This is a genomic window from Fictibacillus enclensis (assembly GCF_030123385.1).
Taxonomy (GTDB): domain Bacteria; phylum Bacillota; class Bacilli; order Bacillales; family Fictibacillaceae; genus Fictibacillus_C; species Fictibacillus_C enclensis.
The window spans coordinates 144,332-156,690 of record NZ_CP126109.1; the positions used below are offsets into that span (position 1 = coordinate 144,332).

Genomic DNA, 12,359 nt, shown 5'->3' on the forward strand with positions numbered 1-12,359 from the left:
TAATAAAATCATGAGGAGGTGCTCACATGAAACTTCATGAGTTGAAACCAGCTGAAGGATCCCGTTCAACACGCAACCGCGTAGGACGTGGTATCGGTTCAGGAAATGGTAAAACAAGTGGTCGTGGACACAAAGGTCAAAAAGCACGTTCTGGTGGCGGAGTTCGTCCTGGATTTGAGGGTGGACAAAACCCATTAGCACGTCGTTTGCCTAAACGTGGATTCACAAACCCAACTCGCAAAGAGTACTCAATTGTTAATCTTGAAAAGCTTGCACGTTTTGAAGAAGGTACAGAGGTAACTCCGGAACTTCTTATCGAAACTGGTGTGGTAAGCAAAGAAAACAGCGGCATTAAAGTGTTAGGAAATGGCAAATTAGGAGTTAAGCTTACAGTTAAGGCCCATAAGTTCTCCGCTTCTGCTAAAGAAGCGATTGAAGCGGCCGGCGGAAAAACTGAGGTGATTTAATGTTCCGGACAATCTCCAACATTATGCGTGTGGGTGATCTCAGAAACAAGATTCTATTTACACTTTTGATGCTGATCGTTTTCAGGATCGGAACGTTTATTCCTGTTCCAGGTGTGAATCGCGAGGTTCTTAAGTTTGGTACTGAAAATAACGCAAGTATTTTTGGATTCTTGAACACGTTCGGTGGTGGAGCATTAAAAAACTTCTCCATCTTTGCAATGGGTATCATGCCATACATTACAGCATCAATCATTGTTCAGCTGCTTCAAATGGATGTGGTTCCTAAGTTCACAGAGTGGAGTAAACAAGGGGAAGTGGGCCGACGCAAGCTGGCTCAGTTCACCAGATACGGAACGATTGTCCTTGGATTTATCCAGGCCATCGGGATGTCTATCGGGTTTAACAACCTGTTCCCTGGACTGATTTCAAACCCTGGAATCATGACGTATTTGTTTATTGCGTTGGTGTTGACTGCCGGAACTTCCTTTTTGATGTGGTTAGGTGAGCAGATTACCCTTAAGGGAATTGGAAATGGGATTTCCGTTCTCATTTTCGCGGGGATTGTCGCAGCTATTCCTACAGCTGTTAACCAGATATATGCAGCGCAATTCAAAGGCGCAAACGATCAGATGTTTATGCACATTGTAACTGTACTTCTGTTACTGGTCGCTATTATTTTAATCGTTGTCGGCGTTATCTACATTCAACAAGGTTTACGTAAGATCCCGATTCAGTATGCAAAACGCGTCGTCGGTACAAAGCCTGTTGGCGGCCAATCCACGCATTTGCCGATTAAAGTCAACGCGGCAGGAGTTATCCCGGTTATCTTTGCGATTTCCCTGATTATTACTCCTCGTACGATTGCCGGCTTTTTCGAGCAAAATGATATAACAAAGTGGATTGTCAGCACGTTTGACTACACCCAGCCAGTCGGAATGATTTTATATGCGCTTTTAATTATTGGATTTTCGTACTTCTACACGTTCATTCAGGTCAATCCAGAGCAAATGGCTGATAACTTGAAGAAACAGGGTGGTTACATCCCGGGTATTCGTCCAGGAGCAAACACCCAATCGTATATTACGAAAATTTTATATCGATTAACTTTTGTAGGATCTCTATTCCTTGCGTTTATCGCTATTCTCCCGGTAATCTTTACAGCAATTCCAGGGCTCAACCTTCCGTCTTCGATTCAGATTGGCGGCACGAGCTTACTGATTGTTGTAGGTGTGGCATTAGACACGATGAAGCAGATTGAAAGCCAGTTGATTAAACGGCATTACAAAGGCTTCATTAAGTAGAGGAAAGGGAAGACATCTTCTTCCCTCAAACCCTCGGTCTATTGGCAAGATTAGTGAGTATGGAGGGATTAGATGTATCTTGTATTGATGGGATTGCCTGGTGCCGGAAAAGGGACACAGGCAGAACAAATTGTTGAGCAGTACGGCATTCCCCATATCTCAACAGGAGATATGTTCAGGGCTGCAATCAAGGAAGGCACTCCTCTTGGTCTGAAGGCAAAGTCATATATGGATTCCGGTAACTTGGTTCCGGATGATGTAACGATCGGAATTGTCCGTGAACGTCTTGCCAAAGATGACTGTGAGAAGGGATACCTGCTTGATGGTTTTCCTCGGACTGTTGCTCAGGCCGAAGCGCTTGAGGACATCACGTCTGAGCTGGATCGCCGAATCGATTATGTACTCAACATCTCTGTAGAAAAAGATCAGTTGATGCAGCGCTTGACCGGCCGCCGGATTTGTCCGGTATGCGGAACCACTTATCACATCATTTTCAATCCTCCAAAAGTGGATGGGAAATGTGATAAGGATGGGGCTGACTTAATCCAGCGCGAAGATGACAACGAAGAAACCGTTCGTACTCGCTTGGAAGTAAACATGGAGCAATCCAAACCATTATTGGATTTCTATAAAGGTAAAGGCTACCTCAAGAATATTGATGGTGACCAGGAAATCAATAAAGTCTATGCAGACATTAACGAACTTATCGGAGGGCTGGCAAAATGATTATCTGCAAAACGCCGCGGGAGATCGATCTCATGCGGGAAGCAGGGAGAATCGTTGCCCTAACTCACGAGGAGTTAAAGAAACACATTAAACCTGGTGTGACAACAAAAGAGCTGGATAACATTGCTGAAAAGTTTATTCGCAGCCAGGGTGCAATCCCTTCATTCAAGGATTATAATGGATTTACGGGAAGCATCTGTACTTCCGTGAATGAAGAGCTTGTACATGGAATTCCGGGAAAGCGTGTATTGAACCATGGCGACATTATCTCTTTGGATATAGGGGCGAAATACAAAGGCTACCACGGCGATTCTGCCTGGACTTACGGAGTCGGAGAGATCTCGGAAGAGTCTCGAAAGCTTCTTGATGTAACTGAGCAATCTCTTTTCAAAGGATTGGAGAAAGCGAAGGCAGGTGCCAGACTTACAGATATCTCCCATGAGATTCAAGTATATGCAGAGGCTGAAGGGTTTTCTGTTGTACGCGAATATGTGGGGCATGGAGTCGGCCAGGAATTGCATGAAGATCCGCAAATTCCTCATTATGGACCGCCCGGTAAAGGGCCGATCCTGAAAAAAGGAATGGTCTTGGCCATCGAGCCGATGATCAATGCCGGATCTCGTTATGTTAAAACATTATCCGATAACTGGACGGTTGTGACAACGGATGGCAAATGGTGTGCTCATTTTGAACATACTGTGGCCATTACGGAGGAAGGATACGAAATCCTAACAAAGATCTAGGTGAAGGTGATATAATGGTTAGCGATTCTGAATCGATGCCTCAGATAGGACAGATGGTTCGAATCATAAAGGGAAGAGACGCAGAGAAATTAGGTGTCATCGTAAATATCCTGGATGATCGCTTTGTACTTGTCGCGGATGGCGATAAGCGCAAATATGATCGCGCCAAACGTAAAAACCTGATTCACTTAGAACTTCTTGATTTTATTTCTCCGGAAGTTGCAAGAAGCATTCTTGAAACAGGCCGTGTAACAAATGGCAAACTACGGTACGCAGTAGCGAAGTTTTCCGACGAGAAAGTCATTGCTCTGAAGAAGGGAGACCATATCGATGGCTAAAGACGATGTAATTGAGGTAGAAGGTACGGTTATCGAACCACTGCCAAACGCCATGTTCCGAGTGGAGCTTGAGAATGGACATAAAATTCTAGCACATGTTTCCGGAAAGATCCGCATGCACTACATTCGGATTTTACCAGGAGATAAAGTTACCGTAGAATTGTCTCCATATGACTTATCACGTGGTCGTATAACGTATCGCTTTAAATAAAAAATCGTACTCCGTGACATAAGGAGGTTTAAAAAAATGAAGGTTAGACCATCAGTCAAACCCATTTGTGAAAAGTGTAAAGTTATTCGTCGTAGAGGAACTGTAATGGTGATCTGCGAAAACCCTAAACACAAGCAAAAACAAGGTTAATCTAAGGAGGTGCTACATTATGGCACGTATTGCAGGAGTCGACGTTCCACGCGATAAGCGAGTTGTCATTTCACTAACTTACATCTTTGGAATCGGTAAAGCGAAAGCTCAACAAGTTCTTGCTGAAGCTGGTGTATCTGAAGAAACTCGCGTTCGTGATCTTACAGAAGATGAATTGAATAAAATCCGTGAAGCAATCGACAAGATTAAAGTTGAAGGTGACCTTCGTCGTGAAGTATCCCTTAACATCAAACGTCTAATCGAGATCGGCAGCTTCCGTGGAATCCGCCACCGTCGCGGTCTTCCAGTTCGCGGTCAAAATACGAAGAACAACTCTCGTACTCGTAAAGGACCTCGTCGTACAGTAGCGAATAAGAAAAAGTAAGTAAAGGAGGTAAACTCTAATGGCGAAGCAACAACGTAAAACAAACACTCGTAAACGTCGTGTGAAAAAGAATGTTGAGACCGGTATCGCGCATATCCGTTCTACATTCAACAACACAATCATTACGATTACTGATACACACGGGAACGCAATCTCTTGGGCTACATCTGGCCACATGGGATTCAAAGGTTCTCGTAAATCAACTCCATTCGCAGCACAAATGGCAGCTGAAACTGCTGGTAAGACTGCAATGGAAAATGGCATGAAAACACTAGAGGTTTCTGTTAAAGGCCCTGGTGCTGGCCGTGAAGCTGCGATTCGTGCCCTTCAAGCGGTAGGTCTAGAAGTAACAGCTATTCGCGATGTTACACCTGTTCCTCATAACGGATGCCGTCCTCCAAAACGCCGCCGCGTGTAACTTTAGTTACACTCTGCGGTATATTATATGTATAACCTGTCTATAATGGGTATGTATAATATAAGTTTTGGTGAAGAACACTAATTAGTTGTTTTAGTCGGGAATGCCATTGGGGAATTTCGGCTGGGCAATTCGCCCGAAGTCGAGGTTCGACGTTTGAAGGAGGGTTTAGTTGAATGATCGAAATCGAAAAGCCAAGAATTGAAACGGTTGAAATCAGCGACGATGCCACATATGGAAAGTTTGTTGTTGAACCACTTGAACGTGGATATGGTACTACACTGGGCAACTCCTTACGTCGTATCCTATTATCCTCACTGCCTGGTGCAGCTGTTACATCCATTCAGATTAATGGCGTGTTGCATGAGTTCTCTACAGTAGAAGGTGTGGTGGAAGATGTAACTACCATCATCCTTAACCTGAAGAAGCTTGCAATGAAGATTTATTCTGATGAAGATAAGACATTGGAAATAGATGTACAGGGTGAGGGAGTCGTTACAGCTGGTGATATTACACATGATAGTGATGTAGAGATTCTGAATCCGGATCTTCACATTGCCACTCTTGCGGAAGGCGCTCATTTCCAAATGAAGCTGAATGCGAGAAGAGGCCGCGGTTATGTACAAGCGGAAGGCAATAAGTCAGAAGATCTTCCAATCGGAGTTATTCCGGTTGATTCTATCTACACACCGATCTCCCGTGTAAACTACCAGGTTGAAAATACTCGCGTTGGACAAGTGACAAATTACGATAAACTCACATTTGACATTTGGACAGATGGAAGCATCCGTCCTGAAGAGGCAGTTTCTCTTGGAGCGAAGATCATTACCGAACATTTGAATATCTTTGTCGGACTAACCGATCAAGCGCAAAAAGCAGAAATTATGGTTGAAAAAGAAGAAGACCAAAAGGAAAAAGTTCTTGAAATGACGATTGAAGAACTTGATCTTTCTGTGCGTTCTTACAACTGCCTTAAACGCGCTGGTATTAATACAGTTCAAGAACTTGCTAATAAATCAGAAGAAGACATGATGAAAGTACGCAACCTCGGTAAGAAGTCTCTGGAAGAAGTTCAGGAGAAACTTGACGAGCTTGGGCTTTCCTTACGTGCTGACGATTAATCTGACAGACTAGAATTTGCTTTTTCACAGGTGACTGTTACTTGTAACAGCCTCCCTGTCTGCAAAAAGCACAGAAGGAGGGAATAGACATGGCATACCAAAAGTTGGGTCGTGTTTCAGCTGTTCGCCGCGCAATGCTGCGTGACTTGGCAACAGACTTAATTATCAACGATCGTATCGAAACAACAGAAGCGCGTGCTAAGGAAGTACGTAAATTTGTTGAGAAGATGATCACGCTTGGTAAGCGTGGAGACCTTCACGCACGCCGTCAAGCTGCAAGCTTCGTTCGCAACGAAGTAGCTAACGAAGAATCTGGCCAAAAGGCACTTCAAAAACTATTTAGTGACCTTGGACCTCGTTATGCAGAGCGTAATGGTGGTTACACTCGTATCGCTAAGATCGGTCCTCGCCGTGGTGACGGTGCACCAATGGTCATCATTGAATTAGTTTAATAATGAATAAAGGGCGGGACAGGGTCATTACGATCGTTTCTTGCCCTTTTTTTATGTTTTAAATGGCATTTATCAATAGAGCTGAGCTGAGGGGGAGAAAAACGTGAAGGAACTCATTACAGTTAACAACGTTTCCTTCCAGTACCCGAGTGAGGAAGACCTGACTCTGACAGAATTGAGCCTCTCGGTGTACAAAGGAGAATGGCTGGCGATCGTCGGCCATAACGGTTCTGGGAAATCTACATTGGCCAAGTTGCTCAATGGACTTCTTCTGCCTACCTCAGGAGAAGTTAAGGTAGAGGACTATACAACCGCAAATGAAAAAGAGCTCTGGGAGATCAGAAGGCGGGTCGGCATCGTTTTTCAGAATCCGGACAACCAGTTTGTCGGGACAAGCGTAAGAGACGATGTGGCATTCGGCCTTGAGAACTTTGGAGTGCCCCGTGATGAAATGATCGAGCGCATACAAACGAGTATTGCCCGAGTGAACATGCAGGACTTTATCGAGAGTGAGCCCCATCATCTTTCTGGAGGGCAAAAACAGCGAGTGGCCATTGCAGGCATTATCGCCCAAAAGCCATCCATCATTATTCTGGACGAAGCGACGTCCATGCTTGATCCGATGGGCCGCAAGGAAGTTATTGATACAGTGAAACAGCTGAATGAGGAAGAAGGAATTACCGTTATTTCCATCACTCATGACCTGGAAGAAGCCGTACGCGCTGACAGGGTGATTGTGATGAAACAAGGAGCCATACTGACGACCGGCAGTCCACGGGAAGTGTTTCAGAACGAAGCGTTGCTGCTGGATGCAGGGCTTGATCTTCCATTTTCGCTTAAACTTGGACTGGCGCTCAGGGACTATGGCGTCAGCCTGAAAGAACAACATTTGACACAGGAAGAATTGGTGGATGCATTATGGACATTAAAATCAGCGGATTGACCCATCGCTACAAAGCAGGAACGCCCTTTGAGCGGCTTGCCCTCCATGATGTCAGCCTGTCCATCCCCTCGGGGACATTCCTTGCGGTCATCGGCCACACCGGTTCAGGTAAATCAACCTTGATTCAGCATTTGAATGGGCTATTAAAGCCATCTGAAGGAACCATTACAGTAGGGGACCTCACGATTGCTGCCGGAGGGAAGAAAAAACAGCTGAAGGCACTCCGCAAACGGGTGGGAATTGTCTTTCAATATCCTGAACATCAGCTGTTTGATGAAACGGTGGAAAAAGACGTTATGTTCGGACCGATGAACTTTGGCCAAAGCGAAGAGGCGGCCAGAGCGGCAGCGCATGAGATGATTAAGCTTGTCGGACTTCCTGTCGAGGTGCTTCAGAAGTCACCCTTTGATCTCAGCGGAGGACAGATGCGCCGGGTAGCTATAGCCGGAGTGCTCGCCATGGAGCCTGACGTCTTGATTCTGGATGAACCGACAGCGGGCCTTGATCCGCGTGGGAGAAAAGAAATTATGGATTTGTTCCGTACCCTTCATGATCAAAGGAACATGACGACCATCCTTGTCACGCATTCCATGGAGGATGCGGCGTATTATGCAGATCGCATTCTTGTTATGGAAAAAGGGTCCACCTATCTTGAAGGGACCCCTGCTGAAATCTTTGCTAAACGGGAAGAACTTCAGGCGGTCGGTCTGGATGTTCCTGAAACCGTTCAGTTTTTGCTGAGGTGGCAGGGGAAGACCGGTAAACCGGCAGAGATGTCGTCATTTACCATTGAGGACACAGCCAAGGCCATCTCTGCCGACTTTGGCAAAGGAGGGTCCACATGTTAGATAATGTGATCATCGGCCAGTATATACCGGGCACCTCCGTACTTCACAAAATGGATCCGCGGGCGAAGCTTCTTGGCATCTTTGTGTTTATCTTTGTTGTCTTTTTGGCTAACAACTGGCTGACCTACGGGATCCTCGGTGTGTTTGCAGTGGCTGCGATCCTGTTGTCGCAAGTCTCACTCCGTTATATGTATAAAGGCCTGAAGCCGATCTTTTTTATTGTAATCTTTACGTTCGTCCTGCACATCCTTATGACCAAGCAGGGAGAGGTGGTCTATGACCTGGGATGGCTGAAAATCTACAACGGCGGGGTGAAGCAGGGTGTCTTCATTTCCCTGCGGCTGGTGTATCTTGTCCTTGTCACATCTCTTTTGACATTGACGACCACGCCAATCGATATTACGGACGGACTTGAATACCTGCTGGCCCCGTTTAAAAAGATCAAGCTCCCTGTTCACGAGTTTGCTCTTATGATGTCAATCTCCCTCCGTTTTATTCCGACCCTGCTTCAGGAGACAGAGAAGATCATGAAGGCCCAGATGGCCCGTGGTGCGGAGTTTACCGCAGGACCAATTAAAGAGCGGGTGAAAGCCTTTGTGCCGCTTCTGGTACCCTTATTTATCTCTTCATTTAAGCGGGCGGAAGACCTGGCTCTGGCCATGGAAGCACGCGGCTACCGTGGAGGAGAAGGAAGGACAAGGCTCCGTGTTCTCCACTGGAGGTTCAGGGATACAGGAGCGCTTTTGCTGCTGGTGATCCTGGCGGCTGTGCTGGTTGTTTTAAGGACGCATGGGTAAAGGAGAGTTTGAGGTATGCAGCGCTGGAAAGCGACCGTAAGCTACGACGGCACTCAATTTGCCGGGTATCAGGTCCAGCCCGGAGCCCGCACGGTTCAGGGGGAGATTGAAAAAAGCCTGTCCAAAATGCATAAAGGGACCTCTGTAAGAATTTCCGCTTCCGGAAGAACGGATGCAGGGGTACATGCCATCGGGCAAGTGTTCCACTTTGACAGCCCGCTTGCCATTGTCCCGGAACGATGGCAAAAGGCGGTGAATGCCCTGTTGCCGGCCGACATTCGTATCCTGGAAGTGGAAGCTGTGCCTTTGGACTTTCATGCGCGTTTCAGTGCGGTAGAGAAGGAATATCATTACCGGCTGATGACAAGCGGCGAACCGGATGTTTTTCGGCGGAACTATGCCTCCCATTTCCCTTATCCACTGGATCATACGGCGATCCAGGAAGCCATGGGGATCTTCATGGGCACCCATGATTTTACGTCGTTTTCCTCGGCCCGCTCGGAAGTGGAAGATAAGGTAAGGACCATTACCATGTTTGAGCTGGTAACAGCGGGAGACGAGCTTATTTTTAAAGTGCGGGGCAACGGCTTTTTATATAACATGGTCCGGATAATGGCCGGTACGCTTTTGGATGCCGGACAGGGCAAAATTCAGCCGGAGGAAATCCGTTCCATGCTCGCGGAAAAGGACAGAAGCGCCGCAGGTAAAACGGCACCGCCGCACGGTTTATACTTATATCGCGTCACCTATAAATGATGCGAAAAATACTCGCGGAAATTTCGCGACACACTTGACATCGTTGTTTATATGTTATAAGATATTCTTTGGTATTTCTAAGATTATCTCCCTGCCCCGGAAGGTAATCCGGTGAAATGTTTAGTAACTAAAAATGTTCAGCTGACCGTAATTTACAGTGAGTGGAACAGCACCCATAAAAAAATTAAGCGATTTAGCGAATGAAGATACAGGAGGGAAAATTCATGCGTACGACATTCATGGCGAAAGCTTCTGAAGTAGAACGTAAGTGGTTGTTGATCGACGCTGAAGGAAAGACTTTAGGTCGTCTTGCAAGTGAAGTTGCAGCAATCCTTCGCGGAAAACACAAACCAACTTTTACACCACACGTTGATACTGGGGATCATGTAATCCTAATCAACGCTGAAAAAATTCATCTAACAGGTAAGAAGTTAAGTGACAAGATTTACTACCGTCACACTGGACATCCAGGTGGACTTCGTACAAGAACTGCATTAGAAATGCGTACAACTCGTTCTGAGCAAATGCTTGAACTAGCGATCAAAGGTATGCTTCCTAAGAACAGCCTTGGCCGTCAAATGATCAAAAAGCTTCACGTATATGCTGGAGCTGAGCACCAACATCAAGCACAAAAGCCAGAAAAATACGAATTACGCGGATAATAAAAGGGAGGTATTCACGTGGCACAAGTACAATATTACGGTACTGGGCGTCGTAAGCACTCCGTTGCTCGCGTACGTTTAGTTCCTGGTGATGGCCGTATCGTAATCAACGGTCGCAGCATTGACGAATATTTCGGTTTGGAAACACTAAAACTTATCGTAAGACAACCACTTAACGAAACAGCAACAGAAGGTAACTACGACGTTCTTGTTACTGTTCAAGGTGGAGGATATACAGGACAAGCAGGAGCGATCCGTCATGGTATCTCTCGCGCTCTTCTACAAGCTGATCCTGAATTCCGCGGCAACCTTAAAGCTGCTGGATTCTTGACTCGTGACGCTCGTATGAAAGAACGTAAGAAATACGGTCTTAAAGGCGCTCGTCGTGCACCTCAGTTCTCAAAACGTTAATCTTTACGTTTTCAAAGACTCTCAAGCATTTTGCTTGGGGGTCTTTTTTATATTTTGGCTCATGTTCCCGGCTCGATTCGCAAACAATAGGCATAACACCATTTTCCAACAGGAGGAACAGATGTCTGAAATCATGGAAGTCTTTTGGCGGACGTTGCTGGCGTTTGTTTTGTTTATCGGAATTGCGCGCCTTCTCGGCAAACAGACGATGTCCTACTTAACGCTGAACCACTTTATAGCGGCTGCCACGCTTGGATCCATTACAGGGAACCTCGCCTTTAACCTGAATATTAAAACCTGGCACGCTGTCTTTGCGATGCTGACCTTTTTTGTTACCTCCATACTGGTCTTGGTCTTTACGGTCAAAAGCAGAAAAGCCCGCCGCTGGATATCAGGAGAACCTACCGTACTGATTGAAGACGGACACATTTTGGAAAAGAACATGGGAAAAGCAAAATTCACGATTGATAACTTAAACCAGCTCCTCAGGGAAAAGGGAGTCTTTGATATATATGAAGTGCAATATGCCATTCTCGAAACAAACGGCGGAATCTCCATTCAAAAAAAGCCGCCATTCCGTTCGATTACCCGCCAGGATTTAAATCTGACATTCCAGAAGGATTCGCAGTTCCCCGTTGAACTCATCATGGAACAAGAAATCCTTGGCGATAATCTGAAGGAAAATCAACTCACCGAAGCCTGGCTGCAGCAGGAGCTCAAAAACAGAGGGCTGGCTCTTGAAGATGTGTATTATGCCGTACAGGGAACAAACGGCAACCTATATTTCGATTCCTACGCCGACCGGCTGAAGGCCCCCATTGATAAAGAATAAGTTAAACGATCGTTTAAGTTTGCATGTTTAAACGGTCGTTTAATTTTGTTTTGTGCTTCAGCTGCCAGACAGGACGAAAAAGGTTCAATTTCGTCCCTGATCGTTTCACTTTCTCACTACAACACAAAAAGCGTGTTGTTGTTCAAGAGTTCCAACGCTTTTCGTCTCTAAGCGGCCGCTTCAGCTTTTGAGATTATTCCCATCATTTACGCAGGATGATGCTCTTGTGTTTTGCAAAAGATGTAGGTAAGGGTGTACCCACTATATAGATATGTGATTGGCGCATTCGCGCGGGAAGAGGATAAATGATGGCGATTGTAATTACAACATTTAGGGAGAAACAGCGTACGAAAAAAGCGGAGTACGAAAGAAAAGTACTGAGGGATCTTTCGTTAGGGAAAATTAAAAAGGAAATTCAAACCCTGTACCAGCCTTTTTTTCAGTATTCGCTCTTATATCAGCAGGACATTGAGGATGCCTGTATTGATCTGGCCATAGATGCTTATTTGCTCGGTGCGGCTTACAGCCGGTTCGCCTACCACGGGGAAGCACTGGAAGACATCAAGAAACGGAGCCGGCAGGCCGAAAAGGAATTGACGGAAAGCTTGTTTGATTACTGGCAGTTCTGGTGCTGGGGCACCGAGCAGATGATGGAATCCTTGTACTTGTGCTGTGAAGTGTACATTGAGCACTGGTGGCTTGAAGGATATTGGAATGGTGAGAAAAGATATAGAATGAAGCTCCATTAAGTACTAATTGGTTTCTTGTCCCATATATATAGACATATACGTCTGTTGA

The 12,359-nt window shown here is 45.8% G+C and carries 19 protein-coding genes; all 19 read left to right on the top strand.

All coding sequences use genetic code 11. The features are described from left to right. Window positions 1-26 precede the first annotated feature (26 nt). The 19 genes from rplO (at window position 27) to QNH15_RS00890 (ending at window position 12,310) form a co-directional block, all read left to right on the top strand. Window positions 27-467 (top strand): 50S ribosomal protein L15, encoded by a 441-nt coding sequence (gene rplO, locus QNH15_RS00800; RefSeq protein WP_053356181.1) that lies wholly within the window; start codon window positions 27-29, stop codon window positions 465-467. Further along, window positions 467-1,768: a preprotein translocase subunit SecY gene (secY, locus tag QNH15_RS00805; protein WP_283891884.1), complete on the top strand. Its 1,302-nt coding sequence runs from the start codon at window positions 467-469 to the stop codon at window positions 1,766-1,768. The genes rplO and secY overlap by 1 nt, the downstream gene beginning before the upstream one ends. 72 nt (window positions 1,769-1,840) lie before the next feature. Then, window positions 1,841-2,494, top strand: a complete 654-nt coding sequence (locus QNH15_RS00810; protein WP_061975709.1) for an adenylate kinase — start codon at window positions 1,841-1,843, stop codon at window positions 2,492-2,494. Then, the gene (gene map / locus QNH15_RS00815) at window positions 2,491-3,237 is read left to right on the top strand and encodes a type I methionyl aminopeptidase (RefSeq protein ID WP_061975711.1); all 747 of its coding nucleotides are present in this window, start codon (window positions 2,491-2,493) and stop codon (window positions 3,235-3,237) included. Before QNH15_RS00810 ends, map begins: the two co-directional genes overlap by 4 nt. Before the next feature lie 14 nt (window positions 3,238-3,251). Beyond that, window positions 3,252-3,575, top strand: a complete 324-nt coding sequence (locus tag QNH15_RS00820) for a KOW domain-containing RNA-binding protein (protein ID WP_061975713.1) — start codon at window positions 3,252-3,254, stop codon at window positions 3,573-3,575. After that, on the top strand, window positions 3,568-3,786 hold the full coding sequence (gene infA, locus QNH15_RS00825) for a translation initiation factor IF-1 (RefSeq protein WP_007203527.1): 219 nt from the start codon (window positions 3,568-3,570) through the stop codon (window positions 3,784-3,786). Before QNH15_RS00820 ends, infA begins: the two co-directional genes overlap by 8 nt. Before the next feature lie 36 nt (window positions 3,787-3,822). Next, the gene (rpmJ, locus tag QNH15_RS00830; protein ID WP_007203526.1) at window positions 3,823-3,936 is read left to right on the top strand and encodes a 50S ribosomal protein L36; all 114 of its coding nucleotides are present in this window, start codon (window positions 3,823-3,825) and stop codon (window positions 3,934-3,936) included. 19 nt (window positions 3,937-3,955) lie between these two features. Further along, window positions 3,956-4,321 carry a 30S ribosomal protein S13 gene (gene rpsM / locus QNH15_RS00835; RefSeq protein WP_061975715.1) on the top strand — a complete coding sequence of 122 codons (366 nt, stop codon included), beginning with the start codon at window positions 3,956-3,958 and terminating at the stop codon, window positions 4,319-4,321. A gap of 19 nt (window positions 4,322-4,340) precedes the next feature. Then, window positions 4,341-4,739, top strand: coding sequence for a 30S ribosomal protein S11 (gene rpsK, locus QNH15_RS00840; RefSeq protein WP_061975716.1), 399 nt, complete (start codon window positions 4,341-4,343; stop codon window positions 4,737-4,739). A gap of 176 nt (window positions 4,740-4,915) precedes the next feature. Next, window positions 4,916-5,860, top strand: a complete 945-nt coding sequence (locus QNH15_RS00845; RefSeq protein ID WP_061975719.1) for a DNA-directed RNA polymerase subunit alpha — start codon at window positions 4,916-4,918, stop codon at window positions 5,858-5,860. A gap of 89 nt (window positions 5,861-5,949) precedes the next feature. After that, window positions 5,950-6,312: a 50S ribosomal protein L17 gene (rplQ, locus tag QNH15_RS00850; protein WP_061975721.1), complete on the top strand. Its 363-nt coding sequence runs from the start codon at window positions 5,950-5,952 to the stop codon at window positions 6,310-6,312. Between the two features lie 103 nt (window positions 6,313-6,415). Further along, window positions 6,416-7,255: an energy-coupling factor ABC transporter ATP-binding protein gene (locus tag QNH15_RS00855; RefSeq protein ID WP_283891896.1), complete on the top strand. Its 840-nt coding sequence runs from the start codon at window positions 6,416-6,418 to the stop codon at window positions 7,253-7,255. Beyond that, window positions 7,231-8,103 carry an energy-coupling factor ABC transporter ATP-binding protein gene (locus QNH15_RS00860; RefSeq protein WP_283891898.1) on the top strand — a complete coding sequence of 291 codons (873 nt, stop codon included), beginning with the start codon at window positions 7,231-7,233 and terminating at the stop codon, window positions 8,101-8,103. The genes QNH15_RS00855 and QNH15_RS00860 overlap by 25 nt, the downstream gene beginning before the upstream one ends. Next, the gene (locus QNH15_RS00865; protein ID WP_061975727.1) at window positions 8,097-8,900 is read left to right on the top strand and encodes an energy-coupling factor transporter transmembrane component T family protein; all 804 of its coding nucleotides are present in this window, start codon (window positions 8,097-8,099) and stop codon (window positions 8,898-8,900) included. The genes QNH15_RS00860 and QNH15_RS00865 overlap by 7 nt, the downstream gene beginning before the upstream one ends. 15 nt (window positions 8,901-8,915) lie before the next feature. Then, on the top strand, window positions 8,916-9,656 hold the full coding sequence (gene truA / locus QNH15_RS00870) for a tRNA pseudouridine(38-40) synthase TruA (protein ID WP_061975729.1): 741 nt from the start codon (window positions 8,916-8,918) through the stop codon (window positions 9,654-9,656). A gap of 224 nt (window positions 9,657-9,880) precedes the next feature. Then, complete coding sequence (rplM, locus tag QNH15_RS00875; protein WP_007203517.1) at window positions 9,881-10,318, top strand: 50S ribosomal protein L13; 438 nt, start codon at window positions 9,881-9,883, stop codon at window positions 10,316-10,318. 18 nt (window positions 10,319-10,336) lie between these two features. Then, window positions 10,337-10,729 (top strand): 30S ribosomal protein S9, encoded by a 393-nt coding sequence (gene rpsI, locus QNH15_RS00880; protein ID WP_061975732.1) that lies wholly within the window; start codon window positions 10,337-10,339, stop codon window positions 10,727-10,729. A gap of 121 nt (window positions 10,730-10,850) precedes the next feature. Continuing rightward, a complete protein-coding gene (locus QNH15_RS00885) occupies window positions 10,851-11,561 on the top strand; it encodes a DUF421 domain-containing protein (RefSeq protein ID WP_283891902.1) in 711 nt (236 codons plus the stop codon). A 305-nt stretch (window positions 11,562-11,866) separates the two neighbouring features. Next, entirely contained in the window at window positions 11,867-12,310 is a 444-nt protein-coding gene (locus QNH15_RS00890; protein WP_082635931.1) for a DUF2521 family protein, read from the top strand. The last annotated feature ends 49 nt before the right edge of the window (window positions 12,311-12,359 follow it).